Origin of the sequence: Streptomyces sp. NPDC101234 (genome assembly GCF_044767525.1) — a bacterium.
Lineage (GTDB): Bacteria > Actinomycetota > Actinomycetes > Streptomycetales > Streptomycetaceae > Streptomyces > Streptomyces sasae.
In genome coordinates, this window is sequence record NZ_JBIWOA010000001.1 from 146,098 (window position 1) to 161,888 (window position 15,791).

The 15,791-nt window shown below is 72.2% G+C and carries 13 protein-coding genes and 1 pseudogene; 13 read left to right on the top strand and 1 reads right to left on the bottom strand.

The genetic code is table 11. From position 1 onward, the window contains the following. The first annotated feature begins 122 nt into the window (after nucleotides 1-122). From ACIRR9_RS00690 to ACIRR9_RS00715, 6 genes are all read left to right on the top strand, one after another. Entirely contained in the window at nucleotides 123-1,286 is a 1,164-nt protein-coding gene (locus ACIRR9_RS00690) for a sensor histidine kinase (RefSeq protein WP_403746092.1), read from the top strand. Next, on the top strand, nucleotides 1,283-1,960 hold the full coding sequence (locus tag ACIRR9_RS00695) for a response regulator (protein ID WP_403746095.1): 678 nt from the start codon (nucleotides 1,283-1,285) through the stop codon (nucleotides 1,958-1,960). The genes ACIRR9_RS00690 and ACIRR9_RS00695 overlap by 4 nt, the downstream gene beginning before the upstream one ends. Before the next feature lie 254 nt (nucleotides 1,961-2,214). Next, nucleotides 2,215-2,676: a helix-turn-helix transcriptional regulator gene (locus ACIRR9_RS00700; RefSeq protein ID WP_365336674.1), complete on the top strand. Its 462-nt coding sequence runs from the start codon at nucleotides 2,215-2,217 to the stop codon at nucleotides 2,674-2,676. Between the two features lie 353 nt (nucleotides 2,677-3,029). Further along, entirely contained in the window at nucleotides 3,030-4,172 is a 1,143-nt protein-coding gene (locus ACIRR9_RS00705; protein ID WP_403746097.1) for a DUF2690 domain-containing protein, read from the top strand. Nucleotides 4,173-4,478: 306 nt separating this feature from the next. Further along, the gene (locus ACIRR9_RS00710; RefSeq protein ID WP_403746098.1) at nucleotides 4,479-5,468 is read left to right on the top strand and encodes a malate dehydrogenase; all 990 of its coding nucleotides are present in this window, start codon (nucleotides 4,479-4,481) and stop codon (nucleotides 5,466-5,468) included. Between the two features lie 661 nt (nucleotides 5,469-6,129). After that, a complete protein-coding gene (locus ACIRR9_RS00715; RefSeq protein WP_403746099.1) occupies nucleotides 6,130-6,954 on the top strand; it encodes a hypothetical protein in 825 nt (274 codons plus the stop codon). Nucleotides 6,955-6,957: 3 nt separating this feature from the next. Here the strand turns inward: ACIRR9_RS00715 and ACIRR9_RS00720 are convergent, their stop codons facing one another. Then, complete coding sequence (locus tag ACIRR9_RS00720; RefSeq protein ID WP_403746101.1) at nucleotides 6,958-7,644, bottom strand: siderophore-interacting protein; 687 nt, start codon at nucleotides 7,642-7,644, stop codon at nucleotides 6,958-6,960. Nucleotides 7,645-7,880: 236 nt separating this feature from the next. On the opposite strand from ACIRR9_RS00720, the pseudogene ACIRR9_RS00725 reads away from it, so the two are divergent. From ACIRR9_RS00725 to ACIRR9_RS00755, 7 genes and pseudogenes are all read left to right on the top strand, one after another. Continuing rightward, nucleotides 7,881-8,123, top strand: a pseudogene (locus ACIRR9_RS00725) (LysR family transcriptional regulator); the annotation flags it as partial. Between the two features lie 186 nt (nucleotides 8,124-8,309). Then, nucleotides 8,310-8,489 carry a hypothetical protein gene (locus ACIRR9_RS00730; protein ID WP_123974687.1) on the top strand — a complete coding sequence of 60 codons (180 nt, stop codon included), beginning with the start codon at nucleotides 8,310-8,312 and terminating at the stop codon, nucleotides 8,487-8,489. A gap of 23 nt (nucleotides 8,490-8,512) precedes the next feature. Continuing rightward, a complete protein-coding gene (locus ACIRR9_RS00735; protein ID WP_365336667.1) occupies nucleotides 8,513-9,250 on the top strand; it encodes a DUF2637 domain-containing protein in 738 nt (245 codons plus the stop codon). A gap of 196 nt (nucleotides 9,251-9,446) precedes the next feature. Then, nucleotides 9,447-10,958: an aldehyde dehydrogenase family protein gene (locus ACIRR9_RS00740; protein ID WP_403746104.1), complete on the top strand. Its 1,512-nt coding sequence runs from the start codon at nucleotides 9,447-9,449 to the stop codon at nucleotides 10,956-10,958. A 49-nt stretch (nucleotides 10,959-11,007) separates the two neighbouring features. Beyond that, on the top strand, nucleotides 11,008-12,528 hold the full coding sequence (locus ACIRR9_RS00745; RefSeq protein ID WP_403746106.1) for a GMC family oxidoreductase: 1,521 nt from the start codon (nucleotides 11,008-11,010) through the stop codon (nucleotides 12,526-12,528). Continuing rightward, a complete protein-coding gene (locus ACIRR9_RS00750; RefSeq protein WP_403746109.1) occupies nucleotides 12,528-13,859 on the top strand; it encodes a glycine betaine/L-proline ABC transporter ATP-binding protein in 1,332 nt (443 codons plus the stop codon). The genes ACIRR9_RS00745 and ACIRR9_RS00750 overlap by 1 nt, the downstream gene beginning before the upstream one ends. After that, the gene (locus ACIRR9_RS00755) at nucleotides 13,859-15,790 is read left to right on the top strand and encodes an ABC transporter permease (protein ID WP_403746112.1); all 1,932 of its coding nucleotides are present in this window, start codon (nucleotides 13,859-13,861) and stop codon (nucleotides 15,788-15,790) included. The genes ACIRR9_RS00750 and ACIRR9_RS00755 overlap by 1 nt, the downstream gene beginning before the upstream one ends. The last annotated feature ends 1 nt before the right edge of the window (nucleotide 15,791 follow it).

Genomic DNA, 15,791 nt, shown 5'->3' on the forward strand with positions numbered 1-15,791 from the left:
CTGATCGAAGGTAGGGCGTCGGTGGCGCAGGCGAATCCCACCGCTGATTGAACCGGCTACAACTTCCGCGGTACTCCCGGTGATTGACTCCCCGCCTTCGACCCCGGCGTTACGCTGCGGCGATGCGCCTCCGCAACCCGCCGCCGCTCGCCGTCGACACGCTGTTCGCGTGCATGACGGTCGTGATGGCCGTGTCGCTGGGGCGGGAGTCGCCCACACAGGGCTGGCCGGTGCTCGACGCGCGGGCGTACGCGCTGGTCGGGCTGGCGCATCTGCCCATCGCGCTGCGGGGGCGGTGGCCGCTGCAGGTGTTCGCCGTCGTGCTGTGCGCCTCGTTCGTCTATGTCAGCCTCGGTTACTGGCCCGTGGTGTGCACCTTCGGTTCCATGGTGGCGCTGTACACGGTCGCGTCGGTGCGGCCGCTCCGGATCGCCGTCGGCTGTGCGCTCTGTCTGACCGGCATGTGGGTGTACGCGGGGATCGTCACGGCCGACTCCTCGATGCTGTCGGTCGTTACGCAGGCGCTGCTGTACTGCTCGGTGCTGCTCTGGTTCGGGCATCTCGCGCAGCGGTCCGCCATCCTCACCCGGCATCTGCGGGCCGAGCAGGCCGAGCGGGCCCGGCGGGCCGTCGCCGAGGAACGCGGGCGGATAGCGCGGGAGTTGCACGATGTCGTCGCCCATCACATGTCGGTGATCTCCGTGCAGGCGGGACTCGCCCGGTTCGTCTTCGAGACGAATCCCGGTAAGGCGCGGGGCGCGCTCGGGACGATCGCCGACACCAGCGGGGAGGCGCTGGAGGAACTGCGGCGCATGCTCCAGGTGCTGCGGGAGGAGGATCCGCGGGCCGCCGAGCGGGCTCCCATGCCCACCCTGGAGCGGCTGGCCGAACTCGTCGAGCGGGTGCGCAGCGGCGGACTGCCCGTCGAGTTCACGGTCGAGGGAGAGCCCCGGCCGCTGCCGCCCGGTGTCGAACTGTGCGCCTACCGCGTCGTGCAGGAGGCCCTCACCAACGTCCTCAAGCACGCCGGCCGCGCCCACGCGCGCGTGCTGCTGCGGTACGGGCCGCACGAGCTGACCGTGTCCGTCCACGACGACGGGGAGGGGGTGAATCCGGACAGAGTGCGAACGGGCGCCGGACATGGCTTGATCGGCATGCGGGAGCGGGCCAAGCTCTACGGTGGGACGATCAGCGTCGGCCCGCGCCCCGAGGGCGGCTTCGCGGTCGAACTGATCCTGCCGACCTCGGCCACACTCGCACGGCGGGGGGACGACCGTACCGGATGACCAGAGTGCTCGTGGTCGACGACCAGTTCCTCATCCGCGCGGGCCTGGTGGGGCTGCTGGAGGCCGCCCCCGGGTTCGAGGTGGCGGGGGAGGCCGGGGACGGTGCGGAGGCGGTGCGGCTGGCCGCCGAGACCCGGCCCGACGTCGTCCTGATGGACATCCGGATGCCCGGGCTCAACGGCATCGAGGCCACCGAGCGCATCATCGCCCAGGCGGGCGGACCGCCGCCCCGCGTCCTCGTCCTGACCACCTTCGACCTCGACGAGTACGTGTACGGCGCGCTGCGCGCCGGCGCCTCTGGGTTCCTCCTCAAGGACTCCGGCCCGGAACGGCTGCTGGCCGCCGTCACCGCGGTGGACGGCGGTGACGCCCTGTTCGCGCCCAGCGTCACCCGGCGCCTGGTGGAGGCCTTCGCCCGGCAGCACGGCGGCGGCCCCCAGGCCGGGCCACCGCCCGACCTGGAGGTGCTGACCTCCCGCGAGGTCGAGGTCCTCCGGCTCACCGCGCGCGGGCTGACCAACCTGGAGATCGCCGACCGCCTCTACATCAGCGAGGCGACCGTGAAGACCCACCTCAACCGCACGATGACCAAGCTGGACCTGGGCAGCCGGGCGCAGGCGGTGGTGGTGGCGTACGAGACGGGGCTGGTGACGCCGGGCGGCCCGGCGGGCTGATCCGGACAGCGGCCCCGGGGGCGGACCGGCGGCCCGTCCCCTCCCCCGAGCAGGACGGACCGCCGTCAGGATTCAGCCTTCCCACCGCGCGGGGCCCGTTCAACGGCTGTCCGACGCCTGTGGCACAGAGGTGACAGTTCCGGTACGGACCGCCCGCACCGCCACTGCCTGCGGGAACCGCCGGACCACCCGCTGTCGTCACCCGGTCTGAACTGGCAACGAACTGGCAACGAGCGAAGCCGTGGAGGTGCGTCATGAGCGGCTGGCAGCCGCTGCCGGAAGGGCTCCCGCCGGAGGTACGGCACTTCGTGGAGCAGCTGCGGCTCCTCAAGGACGACACGGGCCTCAGCCTGGTCGCGCTGGGCGCCCGCACCGCGTACAGCAAGTCCTCCTGGCAGCGCTACCTCAACGCCGTGCAGCCGCCGCCGAGACAGGCCGTCGTCGCGCTGTGCCGGGTCGCGGGCCTCGCCGGCGCGGACGCCGAACGGCACGCCGTGCGCTGGGAACTGGCCGTCCAGGCCTGGCCGCGCCCGGCGGCCGAGCCGGAACGGCCGCCGGGCGCGGGGGAGTACGAGGACGACCCGACCCTGCCGTGGTGGGACCGCCCGGAGCAGGAACCGGCGCCCCGCCCGCACGGCCGGCTGCTGCTGTACGCAGTTCTGCTGCTGCTCGTGCTGCTCCTCGTGACGGTCGTCGGTGCCGTGGTTCTCGGGTGAGACCCGGGTGCGATGAGTCCCCTGTGACCTGCGAGGTCACAAGCCGGTGACCGGTGTGTCGATGTGTTGACAAGTTCGCGGATATGTTACGAAGCCGCCTCACAAGCGGGCTAACGTGTCCAATCGGGACGAGCTGGAGGCCCGTTGGACCGCATGGCGGTCGGCGTGCGACGGTGCACCTCGGCGGGCCGATGCTCCTGTGCGCCCCCTGTTCGGGGACCGGGTTCCGGGGTCGCCGCGGTTCGGTGGGTAGCCAGAACGGGGACCGGCGCGGGGGCACCACGCGCAAGGGGAACGCGGGGAAGACACGGCACCGAACCGGGGGAAAGCGGACCGGGGGAAGAGGGGGAGCAATGCCTCGTTGGAAAGCCCTGCCGGATGAACTCGATCCGCAGGTGAGGGAGTTCGCCACCCAGTTGCGGAGGCTCGTGGACCGCAGCGGGATGAGCGTCGCGGCGCTGTCCGACCGTACCGGCTACAGCAGGACGTCCTGGGAGCGGTACCTCGGCGGACGGCTGCTGGCACCCAAGGGCGCGGTCGTCGCGCTCGCCGAGGTCACCGGCAGCAATCCCGTCCATCTCACGACCATGTGGGAGCTGGCGGAACGGGCCTGGAGCCGTTCGGAGCAGCGCCACGACATGACCATGGAAGCGATCCGGATCTCCCAGGCGCGGGCCGCGCTCGGGGAGTTCGGGGCGCCCCCGTCGGCGTCCCCGTCCGCGTCCGGCACCGGAGCCGCGGCCGGTTCCGGAGCCGCGGCCGGTGCCGGTGCCGCGGCCGGTGCCGGTGCCGGCACCGGAGGCGGGGGTGGTGCCGGGACCGGGTCCGGGGGCAAGGCTGCGCGCCGCGCGGCCGGTGCCGTCGCGACGCCCGGGATCGCCGGGCCGGCGGGTGTCTCGCCCACCATCCCGCCCCAGCCGACGGCGCCCGACGCGAACCGCCGGGAGGGCACCGGATCCCGGGGGCCCGCCGCGCCCCGGAGCGGTCCGGCCGCCCCCGGGGCCGGCAAGCGGCGGCTGACGATGTTCCTCGCGGGGATCGTCGGCATGGTCGTCGTCATCGCCGCGGTCCTCTTCCTCACCGGCAACGACGACGGCGGGAAGAAGAACCAGGGCACCGCCTCCGCCTCGCCCTCCGCCGGCACCGGCACCGACCTGCCGGCCGGGGTGAAGTGCGCGGGCGCCGGCTGCACCGGCAAGGACGCGGAGGCCATGGGGTGCAGCGGCGACCTGGTGACCACCGCCAAGACCGCCACGGTCGGCGCGACCACCCTGGAGGTCCGCTACAGCAGGACCTGCGGCGCCGCCTGGGGCCGGATCACGGGCGCCGCCCGGGGCGACTCGGTGCGGATCACGGCCGGCACCACCACGGAACGCGGCGACATCACGGCCACCGGCGACACCATCGCGTACACGCCGATGGTCGCGGTGAAGGACGCGACCGGGGCGAAGGCCTGCGCCACGCTGGCGTCGGGGCGGACGGGGTGCACGACCTGACGGGGTGACCCCGACGGAGAAAGTCGCGGCACCGAGGAATGCCAGGCAGTTTCCCGGGCACGCGAAACGTACCCCCACGGGAGTCCGGTCACCGGCACCCCCGAGTGGCAGCCGCCTCGTCTCACCTCTCCCGGACGGGCGGCTGCCGCTTGTTTGTGGGGTGAGCCACACCCACCCCTCGCTCTACGGCCTCCGGAATGCGCGATAGCCTGACCGGTGGATCTCTTGATGCCAAGAGATCGATCATTTGTACGTCCGCTCGCCAGGGCAAGGACGCCCACCGCCAGCTGTCATACGGAGAACGCCATGACCCGCACTCCCGTGAACGTCACCGTCACCGGCGCGGCCGGCCAGATCGGTTACGCCCTGCTCTTCCGCATCGCCTCCGGCCAGCTGCTCGGCGCGGACGTGCCGGTCCGGCTCCGCCTCCTGGAGATCACCCCGGCGCTCAAGGCCGCCGAGGGCACCGCCATGGAGCTGGACGACTGCGCCTTCCCGCTCCTGACGGGCATCGACATCAGCGACGACCCGAACGTCGCGTTCGACGGCGCCAACGTCGCCCTCCTCGTCGGCGCCCGCCCCCGCACCAAGGGCATGGAGCGCGGTGACCTCCTGGAGGCCAACGGCGGCATCTTCAAGCCCCAGGGCAAGGCCATCAACGACCACGCCGCGGACGACATCAAGGTCCTGGTCGTCGGCAACCCGGCCAACACCAACGCGCTGATCGCCCAGGCCGCCGCGCCGGACGTACCGGCCGAGCGCTTCACCGCGATGACCCGCCTCGACCACAACCGCGCGCTGACCCAGCTCGCGAAGAAGACGGGCTCCACGGTCGCCGACATCAAGCGCCTGACCATCTGGGGCAACCACTCCGCCACCCAGTACCCCGACATCTTCCACGCCACCGTCGCCGGCAAGAACGCCGCCGAGGTCGTGAGCGACGAGAAGTGGCTGGCCGAGGAGTTCATCCCGACCGTCGCCAAGCGCGGCGCGGCCATCATCGAGGCCCGCGGCGCCTCGTCGGCCGCCTCCGCCGCGAACGCCGCCATCGACCACGTCCACACCTGGGTCAACGGCACGGCGGACGGCGACTGGACCTCCATGGGCATCCCGTCGGACGGCTCCTACGGCGTCCCGGAGGGCCTGATCTCCTCCTTCCCGGTCACCACCAAGGACGGCCAGTACGAGATCGTCCAGGGCCTGGAGATCAGCGACTTCTCCCGCGCCCGCATCGACGCGTCGGTGCAGGAGCTGGCGGAGGAGCGCGACGCGGTCCGCGGCCTCGGCCTCATCTGAGCCTCCCGCACCCCACGGGCCCCGATCCGGTTTCGTCCGGAACGGGGCCCGTTCCCGTTTTCGCCGCTACCGTCGAAAGGGCTACGCGGTGAAGTGAATCGGGGGGTTCGCGATGAGCGGATGGAACGAAGAGGACGGACCGCAGGACCGAAGGCACCCGGACCTCTCCAAGCGCCCGGAGACGCCGGGCCGCCCGGAGGCGACGGGGGACCCGGGAAACCAGGGGCCGGCGGACCGGCCGGCGACGGCGGGACGGCAAGAGGTTCCGGTGGGGCCGGAGGTGGTGGGCCGTCGCGAAATTCCGGCGGAGGCGGAGCCGCCGGAACAGCCTGAGCGCGCGGACCGGGGGCGGGTGGAGCTCGCGAAGCGGTCGGAGGGGGTGAGGTGGCCCGAGGCCGCGGGGAGCCGGGACGCGCCGGAAGGGCCGGAGGCACCGGAGCCGGAGGAATCGGAGCGGTCGGAGCTCCGTGATGCGGCGGAGACGCCGTGGGGACCGGGAATCCCCGAGAGACCGAGGCGGTCGGAGCGGTCGGAGGTTCCGGGCGGTCATGAGCGGTACGGTGCCGAGCGGGAGCCCGGTGAGGAGAGCGGGCGTCCGGCCTGGTCGCCGACCCCGACCCAGCCCTCCGCACTGCCCCCGCTCCCGGACTCGTTCCCGCCCGTGTCCTCGTTCCCGTCCCCGCCCCGGGCTCCGGTTCCCGCCCTGCCCCCGGCCTCGGACGAGTCACGCGGCTACACCCCGCCGCCCTGGTCCGCGGCCCCCACCTCCCCCGGCCAGGTCCTCCCGCCGTCCGGCCGGTACGTCCCGCCGCGCCGCCGTACCGGCCGTACGGCCGCCGCCGTGCTCGCGCTGGTGCTGGTCGCCGCGGCCACCGGGCTGGGTGTCTGGTATCTGGGGAGAGACCACGGCACCGGCACCGCTGCCGACCCCGCGCCGAGCGTCAGCGTCAAGTCCTCCTCGACGGAGTCGCCTGAGTCGCCGCAGTCGCCCGCGTCTCCCGCCTCCGGGACGACCCCCGCCTCCTCCGTCCCCTCCGGCTACCGCGTCGCACACGACCCCGTCGGCTACACCCTCGACGTCCCCCGGGGCTGGACGCGGCGGCAGCAGCAGGGGGAGAAGGCACCGGTCGTGTACTACGACTCCCCGTCCGGCGGGCGCCAGTTGCAGATCTTCGAGCTCTCCGAGGCCACCCCGGCGGAGTCCCTCGACCTCGCCGAGAACGACCCGGGCTACGGCTACTCCCACCAGCCCGGCTACCGGGCCGGGGACCGTACCTCCGGCGACACCTGGGCCGAACTGTCGTACCGCTACGACGACAAGGACAAGGGTGCCCGCCAGGTCGTCGACCACCGTTTCCGGGCCGCGGACGGGACCCTCTACGCGATCCGCTCCAGCGGCCCGGAGAGCCTGTCCGCAGGACTGGTCCGGGGGCCGCTCACGACCGCGGTCGACTCCTTCTGCCCCGCGGACGCCCAGTGCTCCTGAGCCTCACTCCATGCCCTTCTTCCCCGGCGTCCAGAACGGCTTGGTGAGTACCGCCCGCCGGTCCCACCCCGCCTCCTGGACCAGCACCCTCCGCACCGCCTGCACGTCCCGCGCCTCCCCGGCGACATAGGCGATCCCGCCGGGTTCGGGGGCGAGCCGTCGTACCGCCTCCGGGAGTGACATCTCGCCGCGGAGCACCCAGTCGAGGTGTTCCGCGTGGGCGAGGGGGAGGCGGTCCGCGGCCGTTCCCGTCTCCACGCAGCCGGAGATCCGGGCCTCCTCGGGCAGCTCCGCGAGCATCGCGCCGAAGGCGACCGAGGCCGTCTCGTCGCCGACGAAGACGTGGTGGGCGGCCTCGGGGCGCAGGGTGAAGGTGCCCTCGGGCCTGCGCAGCCGCACCTGGTCACCCGTTCCGACGGTGCGCCCCCACCCGGCCCCCGGTCCGCCCTCGGTGTGGTCCAGGACGCACAACTCGACGACGCCGGACGGGTCGTAGCGCCAGACGGAGTACGTACGGAGTGTCAGCCCGGTGACCAGGACGCGTACCTGCTGGCCGGGCCGGACGTCGAGGCCGGCGAGCTGGTCGCCGTCGATGCGCAACCGGCGCATCCGGGCGGTGATCTGCTCGGCCTCGGTGACCGTGCCGCGCAGGGTCAGCAGATCGAGGACGGGGTTCAGGAGTGCGGGCATGGTGGCTCCTCAACGGGCCTTATGGTGAGGGGAGTTGCTCAGGCACCGGTGGAACGCGATAGTACGCGTTCCTTGCCGGACGCGATAGTACGTGTCGATGCGCGGCCGCCGTGACCCGCCACGACGAGCGCCGTCGCCGCGAGGACCAGCAGCGCGACCGTGCGCAGCGCCGGGCCCATGCCGGTGGTGAGGTCGGCGTGGGCGGACAGGACCGTGCCGGTGACCGCGACGCCGAGGGCACCTTCCCGGCCTCCCTCTTCGTGCTCCGCGACTGCGACCTGATCGGTCTCGTCGGCTCCTGGAGCGCGCCGCTGGCCACCGCGCTCGGCCTGGTCCTGTTCGAGGTGCCGCTGCCGCTGCCGCTTCCGCCGCTCGGTCTCGGGCTGGCCTGGCACCCGCGCCACGACGCCGACCCGGCGCACGCCTGGCTGCGGCGCTGTGTGCGGGAGTTGATGACGGGCGCGGCGGGGCCGGCCTGACCGACGGCGGCCGCGGACCGGGCGCGGTCACATCGTCGTTCATTCGGTCTCCGTTTTCACGGAATGTAACCACCCTCATATTCTGAATTTCTTCAATTGTGAATCGCCGGGTATTCTATAAGTTCTCGTTCGGGTGACTGAATTCCCCCGAACGCCCCAAACCCCGTCCCGTGTGACGGTCGTTAGGTGACCGTGACGCGATTGGACTGGCGTACCGCCGAAGATCACCCGATGACCGCGCTCCGCTGGCCCGGCAGTATGGATATCACCTCATGCTCGGACCTGCTCGATGATTTCCTGAAGAGAATCAACGCGATGGAAAAAGAGTATCGGCGGACATTGGCAGATCTGTACGAAGCGTTCTGAGGCAGGGGGTGGAGGTTTTACCGATGGACGGGATTCAGCGCGACAGCGGTCTCTATGATCACGCGGGTCTCTACGACCCCACGGGTCTTTACGATCACACGGGTCCCTACGACCACACCGGTCGCTTCGAGCATGCCGGTCTCTACGACCACGCATGGGGCGCCCCGGAACCGGACGGCGCACCGAGCGACTGGGACCCGGTCGAGGAACTGGCCCAGATACTGTCCGCACCGACCAGTGTGAGTACGGCCCCCACCCTGCTGGACGTGCCGGCCCGGCGCCGGAGCAACCGCCGGCGGATCCGTCACGATTCCCATCTGCTCGACGGCGGTCGGCGCGTCACGCACATCACGCTCCTGATCGCGGCGGTCTCGCTGTGCGCGGTGTGCATGCTGACCTGGTCCGTCTGCTACTCCTACGAGCAGCTGCGCGGCATCGCCTCGTCGGTGCTGCCCGTGGGGCTCGCGCAGTACTGGCCGCTGACGGTGTACGGGCCGTGGTTCGTGGCGGCGCTCTCCGTGGTGCGGGCCACCGTCCAGCGCCGGAGCACACGCCGGTCCTGGTGTGTGGTGCTGGCCGCCTCCGTCGTGGCCGTGGCGCTCTGTGTCAGTCACTCGTCACATGCGCTGCTCTCCTTAGTGATCTTCGGGATCCCGCCCATCACCGCGCTGGTGTGCTTCTGGGAACTGGTGGGTCAGATCTCGACGAAGAGCCGGCCCCGGCACGCCACGCAGGCCGAGCCGGCGCCCGCCACGACGTGACGGTCCTCTGTCACCACGCCACGAAGACCCCCCGTTGACTGTTTGTCCCGCTTTGACCGCTTGTTCAGTGATGCAGCGCACTTTCGGCCATCGATTGCGCATGCAATCCGGGAGCACGGGCAGGCGGTGACGGTCCCCGAGTGTGACCTGTCTGTCACACAGGGGCACCGAACAGGAACGGAAGGCAATACCGATCATGGCGGACAGAACGGCACGAGCGACCATCCGGGTCGGAGACGAATGGCTGGAAGCCGTCTCCGGAGCGACACGCGAGATCATCGACCCCGCGGACGGCCTGCCCTTCGCCGTGGTCGCCGAGGGCGACGAGAAGGACGCGGAAGCGGCGGTGGCCGCCGCCCGCCGCGCCTTCGACACCGGCGACTGGCCCCGCACCCCGGTCGCCGAACGCGCCGCCCTGCTCCACCGGGCGGCCGACCTGCTCGTGCACGTCCGGGAGGAACTCGGCCTGCTGGAGAGCCGGGACGCGGGCAAGACCCTGGAAGAGGGCCGCGTCGACATCGACTGCGTCGCCGACGCCTTCCGCTACTTCGCCGACCTGGTGGTGGCGGAGGGCGCGGGCCGGGTGGTCGACGCCGGTTCGGCCGACATCCACAGCGTCGTCGTGAACGAACCGGTGGGTGTCTGCGCGCTGATCACGCCCTGGAACTACCCGCTGCTCCAGGCCAGCTGGAAGATCGCCCCGGCGCTCGCGGCCGGCAACACCTTCGTGATCAAGCCGAGCGAGATCACCCCGCTGACGACGATCGCACTGATCGAACTGCTGGTGGAGGCCGGGCTGCCCGCCGGCGTCGCCAACCTGGTCACCGGCCCCGGCCACACCGTCGGCGCCCGTCTCGCCGAGCACCCCGACGTCGACCTGGTCTCCTTCACCGGCGGACTGGTCAGCGGGGTCAAGGTCGCGCAGGCGGCCGCCGTGTCGGTCAAGAAGGTCGCCCTCGAACTCGGCGGCAAGAACCCCAACGTCGTCTTCGCCGACGCCTGCGCGACGGACGAGGGCTTCGACACCGCCGTGGACCAGGCCCTGAACGCCGCGTTCATCCACAGCGGCCAGGTCTGCTCGGCCGGCTCCCGGCTGATCGTCGAGGAACCGGTCCGGGAGCGGTTCGTCGCCGAACTCGCCCGCAGAGCGGCGAAGATCCGGCTGGGCCGCGGCACCGCCGACGGCGCCGAGTGCGGCCCCCTCGTCTCCGAGCAGCAGCGCGCCAAGGTCGAGGCGTACGTCGCGTCGGCGCTGGCCGAGGGCGCGGTGCTGCGCTCCGGCGGCAAGCGCCCCGACCCCTCCCCCGACCGGCCCGCCACCGGCTACTTCTACGAGCCGACCGTCCTCGACCAGTGCCACCGCGAGATGAAGGTCGTCCGCGAGGAGGTCTTCGGTCCGGTCCTCACCGTCGAGACCTTCCGCACCGAGGACGAGGCCGTCGCCCTCGCCAACGACACCGAGTACGGCCTCGCCGGCGCCGTCTGGACCGCCGACGCGGGACGCGCCCGCCGAGTGGCCGGCCGGCTGCGGCACGGCACCGTCTGGATCAACGACTTCCACCCCTACCTCCCGCAGGCGGAGTGGGGCGGCTTCGGGAAGAGCGGGACCGGCCGCGAGCTGGGCCCCGCCGGGCTCGCCGAGTACCGCGAGACCAAGCACGTCTACCAGAACCTCGCGCCGAGGCCGGTGCGCTGGTTCGCCGGCTGAGCCCACCGCCGACCGCCGTACGCACAAAGCTCTCTTGGAGTACCTCCCCATGTCCCACACCTACGACTACGTCGTCATAGGCGGCGGAACCGCCGGTTCCGTCATAGCCTCCCGCCTCACCGAGAACCCGGACGTCACCGTCGCCGTCATCGAGGGCGGCCCCAGCGACGTCGACCGCGACGACGTCCTCACCCTGCGCCGCTGGATGGGCCTGCTCGGCGGCGAGCTGGACTACGACTACCCGACCACCGAGCAGCCGCGCGGCAACTCCCACATCCGGCACAGCCGCGCCCGGGTGCTGGGCGGCTGCTCGTCGCACAACACCCTCATCTCCTTCAAGCCGCTGCCGTCCGACTGGGACGAGTGGGAGGAAGCCGGCGCCAAGGGCTGGGGCGCGGTCCCGATGGAGGCGTACTACGCCCGCCTCCTCAACAACATCGTCCCGGTCGATGCGAAGGACCGGAACGCCATCGCCCGCGACTTCGTCGACGCGGCGCAGCAGGCGCTGGGCGTCCCGCGCGTGGAGGGCTTCAACCGCAAGCCGTTCACCGACGGCGTCGGCTTCTTCGACCTCGCCTACCACCCCGAGAACAACAAGCGGTCCAGCGCGTCCGTCGCCTACCTCCACCCGGTGATGGACGAGCGTCCGAACCTGACGATCCTGCTGGAGACCTGGGCGTACCGGCTGGAACTGGACGGCACCCGCGCCGCGGGCGTGCACGTGCGCACCAAGGACGGCGAGGACCTGCTGATACGGGCCCGCAACGAGGTCGTCCTGTGCGCGGGCGCGGTCGACTCCCCGCGGCTGCTGCTGCACTCGGGCATCGGCCCGGCCCAGGACCTCGAAGCCCTCGGCATCCCGGTCGCGCACGACCTGCCGGGCGTCGGCGAGAACCTCCTCGACCACCCCGAGTCGGTGATCGTCTGGGAGACCCACGGCCCGATCCCCGAGAACTCCGCGATGGACTCCGACGCGGGCCTGTTCGTCCGCCGCGACCCCGGACACGCGGGCCCGGACCTGATGTTCCACTTCTACCAGGTCCCCTTCACCGACAACCCCGAGCGGCTGGGCTACGAACGTCCCGCGCACGGCGTCTCGATGACCCCGAACATCCCCAAGCCGCACAGCCGCGGCCGCCTCTACCTGACCAGCGCCGACCCGGCCGTGAAGCCCGCGCTGGACTTCCGCTACTTCACCGACGAGGACGACTACGACGGCCGTACCCTCGTCGACGGCATCCGCATCGCCCGCGAGATCGCGAAGGCCGAGCCGCTGGCCGGCTGGCTGAAGCGCGAGGTGTGCCCCGGGCCGGAGATCCAGGGCGACGCCGAGCTGAGCGAGTACGCCCGGAAGGCCGCGCACACGGTGTACCACCCGGCGGGCACCTGCCGGATGGGCGCGACCGACGACCAGCAGGCCGTCGTCGACCCCGAGCTGCGCATCCGCGGTCTCGACGGCATCCGGATCGCCGACGCGTCCGTCTTCCCGACCATGCCGGCCGTGAACCCGATGATCGGAGTGCTGATGGTCGGCGAGAGGGCCGTGGACCTGCTGAAGGGCGGTGCGTGATGAGTACGACCCCGGTCACGACAACTGTGACGACCCCCGTCTTCTCCGTCGACGGGCTGTGGAAGGTCTTCGGCCCGAAGGCTGACCGGATCCCCGCGGACCCCGAGCTGACCGGCCTGTCACCGGCCGATCTGCGCGCCCGCACCGGCTGTACGGCCGCCGTCCGCGACGTCTCCTTCGATGTGCGCAAGGGCGAGGTCTTCGTGGTGATGGGCCTGTCCGGTTCCGGCAAGTCGACGCTGGTCCGCTGCCTGACCCGGCTCATCGAGCCGACGGCCGGCACGATCGCCATCGACGGGGAGGACGTCCGTGCGATGGACAAGGGCCGACTGCGTGAACTGCGCCGGCACCGGGCCGCGATGGTCTTCCAGCACTTCGGACTCCTGCCGCACCGGTCCGTCCTCGACAACGTGGCGTACGGCCTGGAGATCCAGGGCGTCGGCAGGTCCGAGCGACGCGAGCGGGCCGCCGGGGTCGTCGCCAAGGTCGGCCTGGAGGGCATGGAGCAGCGCCGGCCGAGCCAGCTGTCCGGCGGCCAGCGCCAACGTGTCGGCCTCGCGCGGGCGTTGGCCGTCGACCCCGAGGTCCTCCTCTTCGACGAGCCGTTCAGCGCGCTCGACCCGCTGATCCGGCGGGACATGCAGGAGGAGGTCGTCCGCCTGCACCGCGAGGAGGGCCGCACGATGGTCTTCATCACGCACGACCTGTCGGAGGCGCTCAAACTGGGCGACCGTATCGCCCTGATGCGCGACGGCCGGGTGGTCCAGCTGGGCACCCCGGAGGAGATCGTCGGCTCGCCCGCCGACGACTACGTCCGGGAGTTCGTGCGGGACGTACCGCGCGAGCAGGTGATGACGGTCCGCACCGCGATGAGGCCGACGCAGGGCGGGGAGGCCGCGGCGGGGCCGGCGGTGAGCCCGGGGGCGACGGTCGCCGAAGCGATCGAGGTGGTGGCGGGATCCGGCGTCCCGGCACGGGTCGTGGAGGGGGACCGGTGTGTCGGGGTCGTGGACGCGGACGCGTTGCTCGGCATCGTGGCGAAGACGGATGCGGGCAGCGGTCTGGCTGCGGGCGAGGATTCGGGCAGTGCTTCGTCTGCGGGTGGTCGTGGGCCGGTCGCGCAGTTCCCCGCGCCCCTGGGGAGGGATGGGGAGCGTCCGCTGGAAGGTGATCCGGCTGCGGGCGAGGCTGCGGGCAGCGGTTCGGCCGCGGGTGGTCGTGGGCCGGTCGCGCAGTTCCCCGCGCCCCTGACGGGGCGTTCCGCGGGCGTACCCCGTCAGCGTGGGCGAGCGACGCCTCCCACCCCCGGCACCGATCCGGAGGGCGTCTGATGGCGACGATCAGTGTTCCCACTCCGCGAGCGATGCGCACGGTTCATCCCGCCGTACGCAAGCTCCTCGCCCTGGCCGTCGTCGCGGCGATCCTCGTGCCCGTCGCCGGCTCCCGCTGGGGCTCCGCAGCCTGGCCGCACAACCTCACCGTCAGTCTCTCCGCGCCCCTGACCTCCGCCAGCAACTGGGTCATCGACAACCGCGACACCCACCCCCTCTTCCTCTACTTCCTCGGCTACATCAGCGACGGCGTCGTCCTCACCGTCCGTGCCGTCTACCTGACCCTCCTCGCCGCGGGCTGGCCCGGTGTCACCGTGCTCGCCGCCGCCGTCGCCCACCGTGTCGCCGGGACGAGGCTGGCCGTCGGGACGGCCGCCGCGTTCCTCGTCTGCGGTGTCCTCGGCATGTGGGTGCCGACGATGCAGACCCTCGCGCTGATGGTCGTGGCCGTCCTCGCGTCCGTCGCCGTCGGTGTCGTCCTCGGCCTCGGTGCCGGGCTCTCCGACCGGCTGCACCGCGCCCTGCGTCCCGTCCTCGACACCATGCAGGTGCTCCCCGCCTTCGCATACCTCCTCCCCGTCGTCCTGGTCTTCGGCATCGGCGTCCCCGCGGCCGTCCTCGCCACCGTCGTCTACGCCGCCCCGCCCATGGCCCGGCTCACCGCCCTGGGCCTGCGCCAGGCCGACCCCGAGGTCCTGGAAGCCGTGGAGTCGCTGGGCGCCACCCGTACGCAGCGGCTGCTGACCGCCCGTATCCCGCTGGCCCGCAAGGAACTCCTGCTCGGCCTCAACCAGACGATCATGATGGCGTTGTCGATGGCGGTCATCGCCTCCGTCATCGGCGCCGGCGGCCTCGGCGACCGCGTCTACCAGGCCCTCGCCTCGGTCGACGTCGGCGCGGCCCTCGCCGCCGGTATTCCGATCGTGCTGCTCGCGGTCGTACTGGACCGCATCACGGCGGCAGCGGGGGAGCGTACCGAGGCGCAGGCCCACCCCCGCGCGTGGGCGTACGCCCTCGGCGGCACCGTGGCCGTCGCGCTCGCCGCCCGTCTCCTCGGCCGGCTCGACTGGCCCACCGCCTGGACCCTGAACTTCGCCGAACCGGTCAACCGCGCCGTCGACTGGATGACCGCCCATCTCTACTCGGGTGTCCCGGTCGTCGGCGGCACCGCCGACTGGGCGGGGCACTTCACCACCTGGGTCCTGGATCCGCTCCGTGACGGGCTGCAGTGGCTGCCCTGGTGGGCGGTGCTGCTGGTCGTCGCCGCGTTGGCCTGGCTGATCGGCACCTGGCGCACCGCGCTCACCGCCGTCCTCGCGATGGCCGCCATCGGTGTGCTCGGCGTGTGGGAGCCGTCGCTGGACACGCTCTCGCAGGTCCTCGCGGCCGTCGCGGTCACGCTCGTCCTCGGTTTCGCGGCCGGTATCGCCGCCGCCCGCAGCGACCGCGTGGAGCGCGCGCTGCGTCCGGTCCTGGACGTCTTCCAGACGATGCCGCAGTTCGTGTACCTGATCCCGGTCGTCGCGCTGTTCGGCGTCGGCCGTGCCCCGGCCGTCGCGGCGGCCGTCGTCTACGCGCTGCCCGCTGTCGTACGGATCACCGCGCAGGGTCTGCGCCAGGTCGACCCGGCCGCCCTGGAGTCGGCGCGGTCGCTCGGCGCGACCGGCCGCCAGCAGCTGACGCAGGTCCAACTCCCGCTCGCCCGGCCCGCGTTGCTGCTTGCCGTCAACCAGGGTGTGGTGCTCGTCCTCGCCGTCGTCATCATCGGCGGGCTCGTGGGCGGCGGCGCGCTCGGTTACGACGTCGCCTTCGGCCTCGCCCAGGGCGACCTGGCGACCGGGCTGGTGGCCGGTGCCGCCATCGTCTGCCTGGGGCTGATGCTCGACCGGGTCACCCAGCCCACGGAACGCCGCACGGAGAAGGGAGCGTGAC

Excerpts from the sequence above, each read along its gene's own strand:
- ACIRR9_RS00745 (WP_403746106.1), top strand. The coding sequence starts at position 11,008 with ATGTCCCACACCTACGACTACGTCGTCATAGGCGGCGGAACCGCCGGT.
- ACIRR9_RS00735 (WP_365336667.1), top strand. The coding sequence starts at position 8,513 with ATGGACGGGATTCAGCGCGACAGCGGTCTCTATGATCACGCGGGTCTC.
- ACIRR9_RS00750 (WP_403746109.1), top strand. The coding sequence starts at position 12,528 with ATGAGTACGACCCCGGTCACGACAACTGTGACGACCCCCGTCTTCTCC.
- ACIRR9_RS00710 (WP_403746098.1), top strand. The coding sequence starts at position 4,479 with ATGACCCGCACTCCCGTGAACGTCACCGTCACCGGCGCGGCCGGCCAG.
- ACIRR9_RS00755 (WP_403746112.1), top strand. The coding sequence starts at position 13,859 with ATGGCGACGATCAGTGTTCCCACTCCGCGAGCGATGCGCACGGTTCAT.
- ACIRR9_RS00695 (WP_403746095.1), top strand. The coding sequence starts at position 1,283 with ATGACCAGAGTGCTCGTGGTCGACGACCAGTTCCTCATCCGCGCGGGC.
- ACIRR9_RS00705 (WP_403746097.1), top strand. The coding sequence starts at position 3,030 with ATGCCTCGTTGGAAAGCCCTGCCGGATGAACTCGATCCGCAGGTGAGG.
- ACIRR9_RS00700 (WP_365336674.1), top strand. The coding sequence starts at position 2,215 with ATGAGCGGCTGGCAGCCGCTGCCGGAAGGGCTCCCGCCGGAGGTACGG.
- ACIRR9_RS00720 (WP_403746101.1), bottom strand. The coding sequence starts at position 7,644 with ATGCCCGCACTCCTGAACCCCGTCCTCGATCTGCTGACCCTGCGCGGC.
- ACIRR9_RS00690 (WP_403746092.1), top strand. The coding sequence starts at position 123 with ATGCGCCTCCGCAACCCGCCGCCGCTCGCCGTCGACACGCTGTTCGCG.
- ACIRR9_RS00740 (WP_403746104.1), top strand. The coding sequence starts at position 9,447 with ATGGCGGACAGAACGGCACGAGCGACCATCCGGGTCGGAGACGAATGG.